Annotated in this window: 18 protein-coding genes; 14 read left to right on the forward strand and 4 right to left on the reverse strand. The window is 54.3% G+C overall.

Annotated features, from left to right (window positions below; all coding sequences use genetic code 11):
• The first annotated feature begins 2 nt into the window (after positions 1-2).
• The 4 genes from I4W09_RS05695 (at position 3) to I4W09_RS05710 (ending at position 4,348) form a co-directional block, all read left to right on the forward strand.
• On the forward strand, positions 3-1,586 hold the full coding sequence (locus I4W09_RS05695) for an amidohydrolase (protein ID WP_196032665.1): 1,584 nt from the start codon (positions 3-5) through the stop codon (positions 1,584-1,586).
• 1 nt (position 1,587) lies between these two features.
• Complete coding sequence (locus I4W09_RS05700) at positions 1,588-2,439, forward strand: sugar phosphate isomerase/epimerase family protein (RefSeq protein ID WP_196032668.1); 852 nt, start codon at positions 1,588-1,590, stop codon at positions 2,437-2,439.
• Positions 2,440-2,501: 62 nt separating this feature from the next.
• Positions 2,502-3,470 carry an SIS domain-containing protein gene (locus I4W09_RS05705; RefSeq protein ID WP_022094440.1) on the forward strand — a complete coding sequence of 323 codons (969 nt, stop codon included), beginning with the start codon at positions 2,502-2,504 and terminating at the stop codon, positions 3,468-3,470.
• Between the two features lie 14 nt (positions 3,471-3,484).
• Positions 3,485-4,348 carry a PfkB family carbohydrate kinase gene (locus tag I4W09_RS05710; RefSeq protein ID WP_196032671.1) on the forward strand — a complete coding sequence of 288 codons (864 nt, stop codon included), beginning with the start codon at positions 3,485-3,487 and terminating at the stop codon, positions 4,346-4,348.
• Between the two features lie 278 nt (positions 4,349-4,626).
• Here I4W09_RS05710 and I4W09_RS05715 read toward each other — a convergent pair whose 3' ends face one another.
• Both I4W09_RS05715 and I4W09_RS05720 read right to left on the reverse strand, forming a co-directional pair.
• On the reverse strand, positions 4,627-5,409 hold the full coding sequence (locus I4W09_RS05715; protein ID WP_230318698.1) for a TatD family hydrolase: 783 nt from the start codon (positions 5,407-5,409) through the stop codon (positions 4,627-4,629).
• 14 nt (positions 5,410-5,423) lie between these two features.
• Complete coding sequence (locus I4W09_RS05720) at positions 5,424-6,221, reverse strand: tRNA threonylcarbamoyladenosine dehydratase (protein WP_196032677.1); 798 nt, start codon at positions 6,219-6,221, stop codon at positions 5,424-5,426.
• A 299-nt stretch (positions 6,222-6,520) separates the two neighbouring features.
• Here I4W09_RS05720 and I4W09_RS05725 point away from each other — a divergent pair, with 299 nt between their 5' ends.
• The 5 genes from I4W09_RS05725 to I4W09_RS05745 all read left to right on the forward strand — a co-directional run bounded on the left by I4W09_RS05725 (position 6,521) and on the right by I4W09_RS05745 (position 11,139).
• The gene (locus I4W09_RS05725; RefSeq protein WP_022094448.1) at positions 6,521-6,799 is read left to right on the forward strand and encodes an autorepressor SdpR family transcription factor; all 279 of its coding nucleotides are present in this window, start codon (positions 6,521-6,523) and stop codon (positions 6,797-6,799) included.
• Complete coding sequence (locus I4W09_RS05730) at positions 6,792-7,496, forward strand: SdpI family protein (protein WP_196032680.1); 705 nt, start codon at positions 6,792-6,794, stop codon at positions 7,494-7,496. The genes I4W09_RS05725 and I4W09_RS05730 overlap by 8 nt, the downstream gene beginning before the upstream one ends.
• 185 nt (positions 7,497-7,681) lie before the next feature.
• Positions 7,682-9,361 (forward strand): energy-dependent translational throttle protein EttA, encoded by a 1,680-nt coding sequence (gene ettA / locus I4W09_RS05735; protein ID WP_196032683.1) that lies wholly within the window; start codon positions 7,682-7,684, stop codon positions 9,359-9,361.
• Between the two features lie 280 nt (positions 9,362-9,641).
• On the forward strand, positions 9,642-10,769 hold the full coding sequence (locus I4W09_RS05740; RefSeq protein ID WP_196032686.1) for a hypothetical protein: 1,128 nt from the start codon (positions 9,642-9,644) through the stop codon (positions 10,767-10,769).
• A gap of 31 nt (positions 10,770-10,800) precedes the next feature.
• Positions 10,801-11,139, forward strand: coding sequence for a hypothetical protein (locus I4W09_RS05745; RefSeq protein ID WP_196032689.1), 339 nt, complete (start codon positions 10,801-10,803; stop codon positions 11,137-11,139).
• Positions 11,140-11,193: 54 nt separating this feature from the next.
• On the opposite strand, the gene I4W09_RS05750 is transcribed toward I4W09_RS05745, so the two are convergent.
• Entirely contained in the window at positions 11,194-12,483 is a 1,290-nt protein-coding gene (locus I4W09_RS05750; RefSeq protein WP_196032692.1) for a hypothetical protein, read from the reverse strand.
• Between the two features lie 136 nt (positions 12,484-12,619).
• Positions 12,620-13,570 carry a hypothetical protein gene (locus I4W09_RS05755; RefSeq protein WP_196032695.1) on the reverse strand — a complete coding sequence of 317 codons (951 nt, stop codon included), beginning with the start codon at positions 13,568-13,570 and terminating at the stop codon, positions 12,620-12,622.
• Between the two features lie 483 nt (positions 13,571-14,053).
• Here I4W09_RS05755 and I4W09_RS05760 point away from each other — a divergent pair, with 483 nt between their 5' ends.
• From I4W09_RS05760 to I4W09_RS05780, 5 genes are read left to right on the forward strand one after another with little or no spacing between them, the layout of a single operon-like run.
• Positions 14,054-14,335 (forward strand): DUF2087 domain-containing protein, encoded by a 282-nt coding sequence (locus I4W09_RS05760; RefSeq protein WP_055251466.1) that lies wholly within the window; start codon positions 14,054-14,056, stop codon positions 14,333-14,335.
• Positions 14,313-15,467, forward strand: a complete 1,155-nt coding sequence (locus I4W09_RS05765) for an MFS transporter (protein ID WP_196032698.1) — start codon at positions 14,313-14,315, stop codon at positions 15,465-15,467. Before I4W09_RS05760 ends, I4W09_RS05765 begins: the two co-directional genes overlap by 23 nt.
• Positions 15,415-15,798 carry a GntR family transcriptional regulator gene (locus tag I4W09_RS05770; protein WP_002578893.1) on the forward strand — a complete coding sequence of 128 codons (384 nt, stop codon included), beginning with the start codon at positions 15,415-15,417 and terminating at the stop codon, positions 15,796-15,798. The genes I4W09_RS05765 and I4W09_RS05770 overlap by 53 nt, the downstream gene beginning before the upstream one ends.
• Entirely contained in the window at positions 15,791-16,651 is an 861-nt protein-coding gene (locus tag I4W09_RS05775; protein WP_178309374.1) for an ABC transporter ATP-binding protein, read from the forward strand. The genes I4W09_RS05770 and I4W09_RS05775 overlap by 8 nt, the downstream gene beginning before the upstream one ends.
• A complete protein-coding gene (locus I4W09_RS05780) occupies positions 16,644-17,078 on the forward strand; it encodes an ABC-2 transporter permease (RefSeq protein WP_230318699.1) in 435 nt (144 codons plus the stop codon). The genes I4W09_RS05775 and I4W09_RS05780 overlap by 8 nt, the downstream gene beginning before the upstream one ends.
• Positions 17,079-17,228: the final 150 nt, after the last annotated feature.

The raw sequence follows: 17,228 nt of genomic DNA on the forward strand, positions 1-17,228 counted from the left end.
TGATGTCTGATCGTTTGACGGTCCTGACGTCTAAGAGCGTCTTTACCGGTACGGGGGACCTGCCGTTTGAAGGTTTCGTAGCGGTCCGTGGCAATCGAATTGAGGCTGTTGGCACCAAGTGTGAGGTAACTTCGTATTTGACCCAGGCGGACGATGTAGTTGACCTGGGCGACCGCACTGTCATGCCTGGCCTGATCGATGTGCATACCTTCTATACAGGTTGGGCGCTGCGGACGTTGGGGTCTGATCTGTCCGGCATCGCTGATGCCAAAGAGGCTGTGTCGCTCTTGCGTGCATGGAAAGAAGATCATCCGGATTGCGCGGCGGCTTTTGGCCACAACCTACCCGAAACGTTGGCATCGGATGCCGAGAACGCAAATACGGCAGCTGTGTTTGACGATTGTTTTGGCGATATCCCTGTCGTCTGCTTTACACCGGGTGCGGAGACCTGCGTTCTCAATGCTGCCGCCAGTGCGCGATACGGCTTTACACCCCAGGCGTGCTATGCCGAGAAGATCTGGCGCATGATGAGTGATTTCCTTGCGCTGACCGAGGTGCGTGCCGGGTATTCGGACTACATGAGCATGCTTAACGAGCGTGGCGTTACCGCCATCAAGGAAATGGCGTTTGATGACTACTATGGCTTTGCCGACGAAATGGCTCGCCGTGAGGAATCTGGTGAGCTGACGGTTCGCGTCTCTATGATGTCGCAGCCGGTGGGCGCCGGTGCAAATCTGGCATATGCCCGCGAGGCACGAGAGCGCTTCCGGGGACCGTTCGTTCGTTTTTCTGGCTTCAACCGTATGACCGATCGCGGCGTATGGGCGGGGCTTGCAGAGATGATAGACCCCTATGAGGACTCGGCCGATGCGGGCGCTGCCGGCAAGACGGTCGTCGAGGAGCCAGAGTGGGATCTGATTGAGAGCGAGCTGCGTGCAATTGATGCTGACGGCTTCCGATATTCCTTGCATTGCCAGGGCGATGGCGCCGTTCGTCGCACCGTGGCGCTCTATGCCTCGCTGCCTCGAGACGAGCATGGACGGATGCTTCGCCGCCATGCGATTACCGATCTCGAGAACTCTGACCCGACCGATCTTGTCGAGTTTGGCAAGTTAGGTGGAATTTGCGAGGTCTATCCGCAGATTCTGACGCTGGACCGGCGCGAGGATTGCCTGTCGATGATGCGTCGACAAATTGGCGAGACGCGACTTTTACACAGCTGGAATCGCCGCGGCATGGAAGATTCCGGATGCACAGTGTGCTGTGGAACGGATTTGCCGCTGCTGATTCCGAGCCTGGGCGAGTCAATCTACAGCGCGTGCGGCGGATTCTTCGCCGACGGACTGCCCGTGAATGAGGTCAACACGCTGACGCTTGTCGAGCTCTTGCGGGCTTGGACTGCCGGGGGCGCGTACGATCTGATGCGCGAAGACGAGCTGGGTACGCTTGAGGTTGGCAAGCTTGCCGATATCTGCGTGCTCGATCGGGATGTGTTTGACCTCGATTATCGCGACGCACGCGATCTTGCGGTTGATATGACGATGTCGGATGGACAAATCGTGTTCGATCGAAATAAGGAGGCATAAGATGTCTGAATCCAAACCGACGCTGCACCGCGAGCAGATTGCGGGCATGAATATCCACTACATCATGTGGTCGCTCGATTACTTCCTTGATGTGCAGCAGCGCTTGGGCTTTGAGTCCATTGAGCTGTGGTGTGCAGAGCCGCATGTGACGCTCGACCACACGGGCTACTTTGAGGCTGAGGTCCTGGCGAAAAAGGCTGCAGACCGTGGGCTTAGGTATCGTACTCTGTGCCCCGAGAATGTTGTCTATCCTTGGCAGTATTGCGCACGCAAACCGCTGCATGAGCAGCGCAGCCTGGCGTACTTTAAGCACGGCATTGAGCTTGCCGAGGTACTTGGGTGCGACCGTATGTCCGTCAACTCGGGCTGGGGCGACTGGGACGAGGACCGCGAGGAAGCTTGGAAGCGCAGCCGCGAGCACTTGTCCATTCTGGCGGAGTATGCCGGCGAGCACGGTTTGGTGCTTACGATGGAAAGCCTGCGTCCCGAGGAGAGCAACCTTGTGACGACGGTTTCCGATGCGAAGCGCATGATTGACGAGGTCGCGAGCCCGTACTTACAGCCCATGGTTGATACAACCGCGATGGGCGTTGCAGGCGAGACGCTCGAGGACTGGTTTGTCGCCTTTGGTGATGGGGCAATTCACGAGATGCACTTTATCGACGGTGATCCGTATGGTCATCTGGTGTGGGGCGATGGCAAGCACGATATGGACGCCTTCGTCGCCACACTCAACGCCCATGGTTTCGACGGCATGCTGGGCCAGGAAATCACGGACGGTCGTTACTACGATGACCCGGCGGCGGCAGATGCCAAGAACATGGCCGCATTCGAGAAATATCTGATTGACTAAAACAACCATCGGCCACGCAACCAACGTCATTGATTGCGGGCCAAATAAGAAAGGAACTGGATATGAACGCACACGATCTGATCAAAGAGGCAATTGCCGAGAAGGGCAAGTTCGACAGCGTCTACTGGATTGCTTGCGGTGGCTCCATGATCGATTTGATCCCGGCCCATGAGCTTCTGCAGCGCGAGGCAACCACCTTCACTTCGTATATCTATACGGCTCGCGAGTTCGATATCATGCGTCCGCGTCGTCTGGGCGAGAAGTCCCTGGTCATCGCTTGTAGCCACAGTGGCAACACCCCCGAGGTCGTCGAGGGCTGTGAGATTGCCCTTGCTGCCGGCGCTACGGTGATCGCCCAGACCGACAACGCTGGATCCAAGATTGACTCCGGCAAGTGGACCACGTGGGTCTACCCGTGGGGCGAGGGCGTGCCGCAGGCCGAGGTCCCCGCTGGCATTTCGCTGTCGCTTGCGGCCGAGCTGCTCGATCAGCAGGAGGGCTACGCCGATCTTGCCGATATGTATGCCGGTATTGCTGAGATGGATAAGATTCTTCCTCCGGCACGCGAGAAGGTAAATGCCGAGCTGGGCGATCGTTTTGCCAAGCTTTGCCAGGAGCACGAGTTCTTCTACATTCTGGGCAGCGGTCCCAACTTTAGCCAGACCTACGGTTTCGCTATCTGCTCTCTTATGGAGATGCAGTGGCAGCACTGCAGCTACATCCACTCTGCCGAGTACTTCCACGGCCCCTTCGAGGCTACTCAGGATGGCGTTTTTTACTTCCTGCAGATGGGCTCCAGCGAGTGCCGTGCTATGGACGAGCGCGCCCTGGCGTTCCTTAAGACGCATACCGATACGCTGATGGTGCTTGATGCCAAGGAGTACGGTATGGAAGCCGTGCCGGCGAGCGTCCGTGCCTATCTGGACCCGGTGCTGTTCTACGCCATGAACTGCGAGCTGCGCGCCGCACGCGGCAAGGTGTTTGATCACGATCCCGATTTCCGCCGCTATATGGGTGTTGTCGAGTACTAGAAGGGGCAAAGGCCATGGCATTTAACGTTAACGCGCTCGGATTTGGCGACAACGTCGTCGATCGCTACGAGCATATCCACACCATGTATCCCGGCGGCAATGCGGTGAACTTCGCCGTTTATGCCAAGAAATGCGGTGCCGCACGCTCTGCATACATGGGCATTTTTGGCAATGACGCCGCTGCCGAGCATGTCATTGCAAGCCTCGAGGATGAGGGTATCGAGCTTGACAAGTGCGAGCAGATGATTGGCGAGAACGGGGCGGCTCGCGTGACCGTCGTTGACGGTGACCGTGTCTTCCTTGGCTCCAACGAGGGCGGTATCCGTGGCGATGTGCGCTATGTCCTTGATCGCTTTGACCTTGCGTACATGAAGCAGTTCGATGTGGTTCATTCGGGCAACTACTGCTTTACCGAGCGCGAGCTGCCCAAGTTGAAGGCTGCGGGCGTCACGGTCTCTTTTGACTTTTCGGACGACTCCACCGACGAGTACTACGAGCAGATTGCGCCCTACGTCGATTTCGCTTTCTTTAGTGCGGCGGATGCCGCGAGCGAGGACGAGATTCGCGAGCGTCTGGCATGGGTGAAGGGTCTGGGTCCGCGTTTTGTGTCGGCTACGGCGGGCGCCGAGGGCTGCATTGCTTACGACGGCGAGCGTTATTACCGCCAGCTGGCTAAACCGGTGACGGACATGAAGGACACCATGGGGGCGGACGACTCGTTCCTCACCTCGTTTTTGATGTGCTATCTCGATTCCGTCAAGCGTGGTGAGGATGGCGCCGAGGCCATCGAGCGCGCGCTCGACTTTGCTGCTGGGTTTGCTTCGACCGTGTGCGGCATGGAAGGTTCTTGGGGCCACGGAGCACCAATCGTCGAATAGCCGAGCGGTCCCGGGGAGGTGCGGGTGCCTCCCCGGGACTCGGTGTGCAAAAAATGCCAAATATGAGTACTGTGACTAATTTAGTCGCAGCAAAATCAACCCCTTCAGATGTGATTTGAGCGTCTGGAGGGGTTTAAGATTTGCGAAAACGCAGGATGAATGACTGTAAAAGCTTTAATTAGCGGACAATCGAGGATTATTCTGGCGGTTGGGAAGTTAAAAGTAATGTATCCATTCCGGTAGCAGTACTCATATTTGGCATTTTTTGCCCACAGGGGTTAGCGAAGGTCAAATACAGAGCGCGCATTTGCTAAAACTGCCGACTCAATGTGCTTAGCGTCACAGTTTTTGAGTGAGGCAATGCGCATCGAGGTCCTTGTGAGCGATCTGATGAGCGACTGTGCGCTTGTTTCTGTGTTTGGCTCGGCTGGCGCATCGGTCTCGAGCAGTAGACGGTCGAGTGGAATCTGTCGGGCATATTCGCGTCCACGTTTAGACGCAAGCATGCGTTCGTTGACGGAAAAACTACAGCCCGCATTACGCGCGCGGGCGAGTTCGTCCGAAGTGCCGCTAAACCAGTGGAAGATGATAGCGGGGGAGTCGGAGTTTGGGATGAGTAGTCCATGCGATTCGAGGACGTCCAGTACGGCTCCTGCCGAACGAACGGCGTGAATTGATATCACACGCCCGACAAGAGGATGCTGCACGAGCGCATCGCAGAGCCGGTCAAGCGCCTGTATTTGTAGCGGCTCGCTTCCTGCAAAGCGTGCGGAAAAGTCGAGTCCCACCTCGCCGATGTAGCGCTCTTGGGCAGCAACTTCGCAAAGCAGATCGACTTCGGCAGGACCGCAGCGGCCGTCGGCGAGCCACCAGGGGTGAAGCCCAACGCCGGCGATGATGCCCGGGTGGCGACGAGCGCGCTCGTTTGCGGCCGAAAAGTCGCGTGGATCGACGTCGCAATCAAATAGACCCAAGCCCAGCGCCGTTGCCTCATCGGCAACGGCGTCCGGGTGGGCCATTAAATCAAGATGGCAGTGTGCATCAAATAACCGGGGCTCCATCTCGGTGCGCTCCGCTAGTCTAGGCGCTGGCCATCGGCGCGCACGCGCTCGATGCCGCGACCGCTGATCTGGCGGATAACCTCGCCGGCGATCATCTGACCCATGATGGGCGGCATAAAGCTGGCGGTTCCCAGCTCGGTGCGCTCGTGGATGTTGGAAGGATCGCGGGGCTGTGTCTTAACCGATTCCTCGCAGCTAAACAGTACATGCAGGCTCTTGATTCCGCGCTTCTTGCATTCTTTGCGCATAATGCGGCTCATGGGGTCACGTACCGTATCGAAGATGTCGGCAAAGCGGAGGCACTCGGGATGGAGCTTGTTGGCCCCGCCCATGGAGCTAACCAAACGAATGTCGTGGTCCTGAGCATATTTGGCAATGGTGAGCTTGGCCGAGATGGTGTCGATGGCGTCGACGACGTAGTCGAGCTTGCCGTCCGTCTGCTCCAAAACGCTCGCAAAGAACTTGTCGATGTTGTCGCTCAGCAAGTATTCAGTTCGCTTGATAACGGTTGCGGCGGGATTGATATCGCGAATCATGGCTTCCATCACGTCTACCTTGCGCTTGCCGACGGTGCTGTGAAAGGCGATGGCCTGGCGATTGATATTGCTGGGCGCGATGATGTCCTTGTCCAGAATGACGAAATGACCAATGCCGCCGCGGGCAAGTGCCTCGCAGCAGTTAGAGCCCACGCCTCCGCAGCCGAGTACCAGCACCGTGGCGTTGGCGAGTTTATTAAGTGCCTCGCGGCCCATGATGATCTCGAGCTTGGTGTCGCGTGTCTCGATGAGAGTTGCGGCTGTGGTTTCGGCCATAGACATCCTCCGATGGGGAAGCGAATCGTGTTTTAGCTATCGCCATTATAGGTATTATTACGATTCCATTTGAACCCTTGGGGTTTGTTGAAATGGGATCGGGATTCGCATAAGATTGAAGCAGATGGCGCCCGTTGCCGCGGGTTAGCCAACTCCAAAACACGTTTGTAGCGTGAGAAGTGGCCGTCTTCGCATTACGCGGGGGCGGCTATTTTTTGAGTGTAAGATTAGATAATTAGACAAACATCTAAATATAGAGTATAGTGTGCACGTCATGAGAGATGATGAGAGGAGGTCCTATGCCGGGAGAGGGTTTTAAGGCGCTTGCCGATCCAACGCGACGGCGCATTTTGGAGTTGCTACGCGAGGGCAATTGCACGGCGGGGGAGCTTGCCGAGCATTTCGATATCAGTAAGCCGTCGCTGAGCCATCACTTGGCGACGCTCAAAAACGCCGGGTTGGTGACCGACGAGCGCCATGGCCAAAACATCGTATACAGCTTAAACACCACCGTCATGCAGGATTTAATTGGCTGGTTTATGGGCTTTACAAACACGGAAGGTGATAAGGATGAATAACGAAAACAAGGGCATTCACCCCACGGGGGTATCGTCGCGCGTGTGGATTGCGCTGGTCGCTCTGTGCGTCGCCAATGTCGTAGCGCACCTCATGGTGATGCCGAGCTTGCCGGCGCAGATCCCCACGCACTGGGGAGCGAGCGGCGCCGTCGACGGTTGGGGTCCTAGCTGGATGGCATCGGCGCTCGGCGCGTTGCCGCTGGCGCTTCTCGCAATGTTCTGCGTGGTGCCGCGCATCGATCCCAAAGGTGAGGCATATCGAACCTCGGGCAAGTTCTATCAGGGCTTCGTAATCGCCTTCACCTTGTTCATGTGCGCCATAAGCTGGTTGGGTGAGCTTACGGTCTGGGGCGTGGTGCCGGCGGTCGGTTCGGTCAACGTGCTGATTTCCGGTGCTATCGGTTTGCTGTTCATCGGCGTAGGCAACTACTTGCCGCGTGTGAAGCAGAACTATACGCTCGGTATCAAGACGCCCTGGGCACTTGCCGATCCCGAGAACTGGCGCCGTACGCAGCGCTTTGGCGGTGCCTGCTTTATGGTGCTGGGTGTTGGCCTGATTGTGATGGGCGTGGCGGGTGCGGTGCTTTCGAGTGAAGTCGTCGCCGCGGTGATTGCGGTTCTGGCGTTTGGTTCGGTCGGAGCCGTCTACGTCTACTCGTATCTGCTGTGGCGCAAATCGCAGCGAGCCGCTCGTTAAGGTTGCGGAAAACTAGCGTACGCAGTTCATGGTATGTTCTGGGGGATTTTTCCCAGGTAGTATTAGGGGGTATGGGCAACCATGCCCCTTTTTTCGTTAAGTTTCAGAGCTGGTTTCCTCATTTCGTTTCCACTAAAGCGAATCAAGAATAGAGAAACAGCAGGTAGAAAGGATAAAACAGGCAAATGGCAGAGTTCATCTACCAGATGTATCAGGCTCGTAAGGCCCATGGCGACAAGGTAATCCTTGACGACGTGACCCTGAGCTTCTACCCCGGTGCCAAGATCGGCGTTGTGGGTCCCAACGGCATGGGCAAGTCGACCCTGCTCAAGATCATGGCCGGCATCGAGGAGGTCTCCAACGGTGATGCCAGGCTCACCCCCGGCTACACCGTGGGCATCCTGCAACAGGAGCCGCCGCTCGACGACGACAAGACCGTCATCGAGAACGTGCGCATGGCATTTGGCGACATGATTGCCAAGGTCGATCGCTTCAATAAGATCGGCGAGGAGATGTGCGACCCGGATTGCGACATGGACGCCCTCATGGCCGAGATGGGCAAGCTCCAGGACGAGATCGACGCCGCCGACGGCTGGGATATCGATTCCAAGCTCGGCCAGGCCATGGACGCCCTGCAGCTGCCCGATTCCGACATGCCGGTCAACGTGCTCTCTGGCGGCGAGCGCCGCCGCGTGGCCCTGTGCAAGCTGCTGCTCGAGGCTCCCGACCTGCTGCTGCTCGACGAGCCTACGAACCACCTGGACGCCGAGTCGATCCTGTGGCTCGAGCACTTCCTGCACAACTACCAGGGCGCGGTGCTTGCCGTCACACACGATCGCTACTTCCTGGATAACGTTGCCGAGTGGATCTGCGAGGTCGACCGCGGTCACCTCTATCCCTACAAGGGCAACTACTCCACGTATCTGGAGACCAAGGCCGCGCGTATCGAGGCGCAGGGTAGCCGCGACGCCAAGCTCGCCAAGCGCATGGAGGCCGAGCTCGAGTGGGTACGCAGCTCGCCCAAGGCTCGCCAGGCAAAGAACAAGGCCCGTCTGGCTCGCTACGAGGAGATGGAGGCCGAGGCCCGCGCAAGCCAGAAGCTCGACTGGACCGATATCCGCATTCCCGTCGGCCCGCGTCTGGGCAACAAGGTTCTCGAGGCCCATCATCTGCACAAGGAGTTCGATGGCCGCGTGCTCATCGATGACCTTTCGTTCACCCTGCCGCGTAACGGCATCGTGGGCGTCATCGGCCCCAACGGTGTGGGCAAGACCACGCTGTTCAAGACCATCGTGGGCCTGGAGCCGCTGACTTCGGGCGAGCTCGAGGTGGGCGAGACCGTCAAGATTTCTTACGTCGACCAGAACCGTTCCGGCATCGATCCTGATAAGAACCTGTGGGAGGTCGTCTCGGACGGCCTGGACCACATGATGGTCGGCGAGACCGAGGTTCCGAGCCGCGCTTATGTGGCGAGCTTTGGCTTTAAGGGCCAGGACCAGCAGAAGCGCGCTGGCGTGCTCTCCGGCGGCGAGCGCAACCGTCTGAACCTGGCGCTCACGCTCAAGCAAGGCGGCAACCTGCTGCTCCTCGACGAGCCCACGAACGACCTCGACGTCGAGACACTGTCCTCGCTCGAGGCGGCGCTGCTCGAGTTCCCGGGCTGCTCGGTGGTCATTAGCCACGATCGTATGTTCCTGGACCGCGTCGCCACGCACATCCTGGCGTGGGAGGGCACCGACGAGAATCCGGGCAACTGGTATTGGTTCGAGGGCAACTTTGAGGCCTATCAGGCCAACCGTATCGAGCGCCTGGGTGAGGACGCAGCCCAGCCGCATCGTATCCACCGTAAGCTGACGCGCGACTAGTAGCAAGTAGAAAGGCCGCCAGCAAGGGCGGCCTTTCTTGTAGCAATTGCACTGCAGCTATGCCCTGGCTGCTGGTTTGATTCATAATCAAAGTCATCTCTTTGGGATTAAAGCACGTTTTTGCTATGAGTGATTTTCTAATTCCGTTTAAAACGTAAAGATGTATTGGGTTACAAGGACATAAGCGAATCGAATTGAAATATAACCAGTGCTGTAACGTTACAAAAAAGGTTATAGAATAGGAGTATCTTATAAGTCGCTCCTCTAGAAAGAAGAACATATGCTTTCGCGTCGTCGTTTTCTGCAACTTGTCGCGTCTTCAATTGTCGCCTTAGCCGCACGTCCGAAAGAGGTTTTTGCTTCGACGGGCAATATTGATGGTGAGCAGATACAATTTACTTCTGAAATTGCGCAAGAGCTTGCCGATAAATATATAAAGGGACTCCTCGGCTCTTCGTATACGCCTTCTGACCCTATTCCTTTTGTAGACGTTGATGGGTCCCCGCTTGGTTACATTGTTCCGGTTGTGACATCCAATAGAGCCGCGGGCTATTTGGTTTTAGATGCTTCAGATGATGAAATACTTACGGGATATCGTTTTGGAGACGGCTTAGTCAGCCCTATGGATCGGGGAGGAGATCTTGGTGTCGAGCCTTATTCTTTCAATAACCCAGTCGTAATGATCAATCCATTCGAATTCGGCGTGCAATCTTTGGACGGTTCAATAACAACAAATTGCGGAAGAACAATCCCGGCTGTTTCCATAGAAGGACGGCCTGTCGTTTTATCGAATAAACCTTCAAGCTGGAACGATGTTGTAATTTACGCAACTCAAATGCAGGATTACACAGTATCTGGATTTCGTTCCATTTCTCAGTTTATGTCATATGATGAAAGCGAGATTAAGAGGCTTACCGCCCACTATGCTTGTATGGTGACGGCTTTTTCGAACGTTGCGGAACTGTATGGCATTGCCAATTTATATAGCGACCCTCCGCAATATATGCAGATATGGAATTACACCAATACCCATGCTCTTTCCGATGAAGAACAGACTGTTCCCGGTGTTGTTTTGGGCGGAACGCCGATTTCAACCTGTGCAACGGGGTTTACAAATTACTGCGCAAGCAGAGGGAGTAATCTTATCGCTCGCACTGTCTCCTCCCCGGCTATCGTGAACATTCAAAATGAGATTAACTCTAATAGACCGAATGTTTTACATGCGAGTTTGTACAACGGATCAGCCCATTCTGTAACAGCGGAGGCTTACGCCACACTTACTGGTAAGAAAACTGGAGAGACAAGGCAGATGATTGGCATAGCGGACGGCTGGAATTCATCCTTATCCTTCCTGAAGTATGATCAGAGTTATTATGCGTGGACTTATGGAACGACTTTTTCGAAGTAGGACGATTCGTTTAGTCCTGTCTTTGGTGTTGATGGCTTTATTGGTGAGCTGTTCAACAAAAGAAGAGATGCCGCGCGGAGATTCCGGAGAAATGTCTGTGACAAACTCAGATTCATTGGAAATAGCTGGTGGGCATGCCGATGTGATGTTGCAAGGTAAAGGCATGCTTAGGTCGATTGATGCTGAAGACGCTGTCTGCTCAATAGAGGAATTAAAGACAGGTGAAACTGCATCGTACCGTGTTTCAGATAATGCTGCGAATATGATTGAGTCGATACCGATTGGAGCACAAGTTTCTTTTAGGTATTTTGCTCCGCAACTTGAGGAGGAGCTTGCTTCTCTGGTGTCTATATGCGCCGATGGCAACTAAAAGGCCTGAATTCAAACGGCCTCGGATGGTCAATTGGCTATCCGAGGCCGTTTTTTACTCGACCGGGGCGTTGACCTTGTCGATGGTCCAGGCGGCTCCGAGGCCGCCGGTGGTGTTGCGGCGGATGCGCACGGTGACTTCGTGGCGCTCGCCTGCCTGCGTGTAACGCAGGGGGAAGCTTGCGCGGTTTCGCGCGGCCTCGATGGTTCCGCGCTCGCGGGCGATCCAGTAGTACTCGCCGACGATGCCGAGCGTGTCGGCGCCGTAGGGGAGATAGGTCGACAACTGGTGCAGAAGCGGGCCGGGGCAGAAGACCTCGGTTGCGAAATCGACGGGGAAGTCCTCGGGGATGGCGGGCGCTACGGGTGCGGGGGCCGGTACCATCGTCGGTGCGAAGGCCTGCTCATTGACGGGCGTCACCTCGATGACGGGCGCGGGTTCGGCGCCGAGTACTGATTCGGTGTCCGCTTTCGGCATCGCCGCGGAATCTGCGGGCTCGACGATGGCGGGTGCGTCTGCGGTCGCGGTGTCGAACTCGACTTGCGGAGCGCTCTGATTCTCGACGCTCGACTTTGCCTCGATGGGCGTGGAGGCCATGGTGGTGATGCCGGCGTTGGCGTTCTCGGGGTCATAGACGACCGTAAGCGAGATGGCAGGCTGCGGTGCCTCGGGCTCCGATGCCACCTCGGTAGCGTCCTGTTCTGCGGGCTCGCAAGGCTGATCGTCCTCGGCCTCGTCGCCAAAGACATCGCTGTTTTGGAACGCAGACGTCTCGGGCTGGTCGGCGGCTTCTTCGGTTGTCGACTTGGGAGCTTCGTTGAGCTCCGCAGTGGCTTCCTGCTCGGATATGACTTTGGGATCGGCCGTGGTGGCGATTTCGGTTTCGGCTTGTGCCGTTACCTCAATAGCGACTTCGATCTCGGGCTCGGGCTCGGGCACAGCTTCAACTACGGGCTCGGGACGCTTAACGTGCTTGGGGCGCACGGCCTTCAGGTCCTTCTCGCCGCGCTTCTTCTTTTTGTAGGACTGCTTGGCGCCCTTGGCTACCTTGGGCTTGTCCTCGCCCTTGGCAAGGGCGGCATCCCAGGTATCGTTGGCGATGACGGTGGCATACAGGCGGCCGCCCTTAAAGACGGTCAGCTTAATGCAGTCGTCGAGTTCCTCGAGCAACTCGCGCGTGGACTCGAAGCCCAGGTCATAAGCAGTCATGTCGCCAGCGGCGAGCGCCTCCTCGACCTGCGTCATAAACGTTTGCTTGCCGCATCCAATCGCATTGCGCAGCAGGCGATACAGATAGATGTGGTTGCCCAGCGATAGCGTGGGCCTAACTATTGTCTTGCTCATGGCAAATCTCCTCTTTACACACGTAAAGCATCTTACCATCGCATAGCGTTCGCCATGACGGCACCCAAGGCAAACGGGCGCGAACCGCTATCGATTCGCGCCCGTTGTACAGGTTGCCTATCTGGGGATGCAGCGCCTAGTTGCCCGATGTCGTGCCTTGGCTTGAACTGTCAGATGTCGTGCCCGATGTGGTGCCACTCGAATTGCTGCTGTTGCTGTCTGCTGTGCTCGTTCCCGACGTGGTGTCGCTAGTTTGGCCGCCCGTGTTCGGCTGCGAACCGTCGGTCGTTTGGCTTGAGTCGGTTGTGCCGGACGGCGTGCCACTGTTGGACGTAGAGGAATCGGTGCCCTGCGATTGGTTTTGGGTGTTCGATGACGAGTCGGCAGAGGTAGAACTGTCTTGCGTGCCGTCCGTCTGTGCCTGCTGGCTTTGCGATTGGCCGGAGCTATCCGCGTCGCTCTTGGTCGTGCGCGACGAAAGGATCGGCTCGGGGCGCTCGCCCAGACCCTCGCCGGCGGTGGTGATAAGGATGGCGCCGGCGCAGGCGATGACCGCGACGATGGCGATGGCGATCGAGAAGACGATGACCTTCTTTTGCGTCTGGCTGCGCTCTGCCGCCGCCTTGGCGCGCAGGCTGTCGGGAGCGACGCGCGCCGTGGTTGCGCGCCCCGCAATCTGGCGCATCTCCTGCGTAGTCGCGGCGCCGCCCAGGTGCTCCTCGGCATTAAACTCAACGGGCTTATAGGCGCCGGCGGGGTAGTCGACGGCGGCGTGCGTACCTTTGAGGGCTTCGGCGCTGGCAGAGATAAAGTGGCGGTAGACCTGCGAAGACACAACGGTGATGACCGAGCTCACGGCGGCGCCGATTACCGATCCGGCGATACCGATCTTGGAGGCAAGCGCGACGCTCGTGGCGGCAGCTGCGGCGCCGGCGATGATCTGGGGAATTGAAATGTCGTCGAACAGGCCCTTTTTGGGCGCGATGGCCATGGTCTGTCCGATGGAATGGTTTTCGTGAACGCCGTTGTTGAGCGATGCCGGCGTCATGACACGTGTGCGCGGCGCGTCGGTGTACTTGGTTGTCATACGGGGTCCTCCCGGTGTAAATCTGCTTCGTTTCGTGTAGCCCTCAGGGTACCCACCAGATGTGAATCGTGCGCGACGTTTAACAGATACCATCAACTCATCAAGGGGGGCTTGCTGTCTTTGGCGAAATAGCTTGATGCTAAACTGGACTTACGATTGCGAGGTGGTTTACGTGATGTACCCGTATATGACATTCGAAGACGGTACCGAGGTCATTCATTCTGACCTGATTACAGATGTCGATGTCGAAAAGGTTATCGTGCATTTTGAACGACCGACGGCAGAGGGCTTCGACTCCGCTCGTTGTGAGTTGCCTTCCTGTTCGTGGACTGACTGGGAAGGGCATTTTACTCAGAGTGAAAAACGAGCTTTCGAAGAGTGTTTGAGCAAATTATTTAGATTAGTTCGAATAAAGAAGCTGAATGCGATGACCTAAAGCGTATGCATTTTTAGTATTAGATGCGTATGAAATGGAGGATGTGAATGGATGAGCTAATAGACTTTAAAAAACGATTTCTCAAGAATGGCGAGCTGGTTTCAATTCCAAAAAAGGAAAGCTATAAAAGAATCATGCTGCTATGGGCCGTCTCTTTCTTTGAATTAAATACAAGTTATACGGAGCTTCAGGTTAATCGTGTGCTTTCACAGCTCTATCCTGATTATGCCGTGTTGAGGCGGTATTTGGTTGATTATGGATTCCTATTAAGGGATGAACGAGGCCTGAAATACGAGGTTAATCGTGATGTTCACGGTATTGAGAGCTAGCCGTCCGGTTCGGGTCCTATATATTGCTAGAGGGATAAGCGAAATAGGCAATTGGTGTGCGAATATTGCTTTGCCAATGCTGATTTACGAGGTAACTCACGATGTTTCTGCAACTGCTTTGATGGTCTGCTGCAGATTTGCCCCCTCTCTGTTTTCAGTTGCGCTCGCGCAGCTGCCTCAGAAGATGGGTATCGGGACACTGCAGGCCATGAGATTGGCAGACTTAATTCGCGCGGGATTATTCGTTTGCTATATTTTTGTTGATAGTAAATGGAGTATGTTTGCTATTACGTGCGCGGTATCGCTTTGCCGAACGGTTGAAATGCCCTGCTTTTACTCGTTGTTAAGAGCCAATACGAATAGTATCAATCGCGACGTAATTAATAATTCGTTTGGGTTTCTGCAGAATTTGATGATGGTTCTGGGGCCAGTTGCCGGCGGTTTTGTTGTCGCTCAATTTGGGGCGGAGGCTGTTCTTGCATTAGACGCGCTATCTTTTGCCGCGTCGTTCTGGTTGCTGCGAGATGTTCCGTCGGTTATCGAGGTTAATGATAAAGAGGGGATAAGCAAAAATGAAAAATACAGGACTGCATTTAGTGATCTTAGCGCGAAGCACTTGGCAATTGGTTTCCTATTAATCGATATTTCTAGTGGCGTGGCATTCGGCTCTCTGAATTCTCTTTTGCCAGCTATAGCGCAATTGCAATTTGACTCGTCATCGATACAATACGGATTCCTTCAGGGCAGTCTTACAATCGGACTGTTGTTCGGAAATACAATATATGGTCGTTTAATCAGTGGTTCCGATTGCGTTAAATCATATTGTTTTGTGACGTATCTTGCGCTCGGTGCGTATCTGGCGTTTGGCTATCGCTATGCGTCTGGGATATCGTTTATTTTCCTTTTTATCGTCGGTGCCGGAAACGCCATTCAAGATGTGCTTCTCATAACATCGCTGCAGGATTTGGCGAGAGACGGATCTGAATCGATAGGCCTGTTTTCAATTAGGGAGTCTTTGCAATCGGTTGCTGTTGTTATACACAACAGCATGACAGTTAAAACACACGGAGGATGCAGCAATGAAACTGATTATTTCAAATGTATCTGGCGTCCCCATATACGAGCAGATTAAACAGCAGATCAAGGCGGCTATTTTATCTGGCGAGCTTCAAGCCGAAGAAACTTTGCCCTCCCTTAGAACACTTGCCAAAGACTTAAAGATCAGCGTCTTAACAGTGACAAAGGCATACACAGAATTAGAGCAAGAGGGCTTTGTTAAAAATGTGCAGGGGCGCGGATGTTTCGTAATGGGGTCTGGTTCAGAACTGATTAAGGAGCAGCTTATTTGCAAAGTAGAAAACAATCTCACCGAAGCAATAAAAGCTGCAAGAATGGCAAATCTATCCACAGAGGAATTACATCGCCTTTTGGACATTTTAACGGAGGTAAAAACAGATGACTAATTATTTAGAGGTAACGAATCTTTCAAAATCTTTTGATTCTTTTCAGCTTCACAATATCAGCTTTACTTTGCCAAAGGGATATATTATGGGCTTGATCGGCCCGAATGGTTCTGGCAAAACAACGACAATCAAACTGATTTTGAATATGCTCAAGCGCACCGGCGGCACAGTCAAAGTGATGGGGCTGGATAATATCGCAGAAGAACAAAAAGTAAAATCAGAGCTGGGCGTTGTTTTCGATACAAATTATTTCAGTGATGATTGGAAAGTGTCGCAGATTGAAAAATCCATTTCGGTATTTTATCCAAATTGGGACAGCCAGAAATTTGCGGATATGTTACGGAAATTTCACATTGCACCAACCAAAAAGGTAAAAGAACTTTCCAAAGGTATGCAGATGAAGTTAATGCTTGCCTGTGCGTTTTCATACGACGCCAAGCTGCTGATCCTCGACGAGCCGACCAGTGGACTTGATCCGGTTTCCAGAGATGAACTTTTGAAAATTCTTTCAGAGTATATTGAAGATGGCGAGCATAGTGTTTTGTTCTCCACCCATATCACAGGCGATTTGGAGCGTGCAGCCGATTATATTACCTACATCAGTTATGGCGAGCTGTACTTTACTGGCAGCAAAGATGATTTTGTAGATATGTTCCGCATTGTAAAAGGTGGAATTGAGGAACTGTCCGATGATCTGAAAAATAAGGCGGCTGGTATTCGTACATTCCCTACGGGATTTGAGGCTCTGATGAAAACCGAAGATATTAGCGGTTTCCCTAACCTGACCGTTGATCCTGCCACCATTGATGAAATTGTAGTGTTTACAAGCAAGAAAGGTGACGATTATGAGTAATATTTTGAAATCCACAAAATTAGATATTGCATTGGTAAAACCATATTTTAAGACGATTTGCTTTACCCTGCTTCTGCCGATTGTGTTTGCCGCAATCAATCGTTCTTTGCTGACAGGGGTATCATTTGCTATGTGCTTTATTGCCATGACGACGGGATATACCTTTTCCATCACAGAAAAAAACAGTATGGATCGTCTGTTTGGTATTTTACCTGTTCGTAAAAGCGAGCTTGTGATTGGACGCTATGTTTTCGTCCTTGCAATGGGGCTTCTTTCCTTGATTATTTCTTTGATTGCACAGCCGCTTGTCTTGAAAGTGCTGGGTGAAACAGTTGGCGTATTTGATATTGTAACTGCCGCTATTGCAGGAGTATTCTTATTTGCACTCTATACCGTGTTCCAGATTCCGGGATATTACAAGGGTTGATTTCCGATCCCAACCGAACACATTGAGCTGACGGCACGCTCCCGCAGTTAACCGAACGCCCCCGAGGTCCTATCCGGGCCCCGGGGGCGGCATTTTCCCAGTTGAAGGAATGGTGGAGATGTGTTTCGATGGGTCCGGTGGCCATGCTCC

Origin of the sequence: Collinsella aerofaciens, assembly GCF_015670795.1 — a bacterium.
Lineage (GTDB): Bacteria > Actinomycetota > Coriobacteriia > Coriobacteriales > Coriobacteriaceae > Collinsella > Collinsella aerofaciens_Q.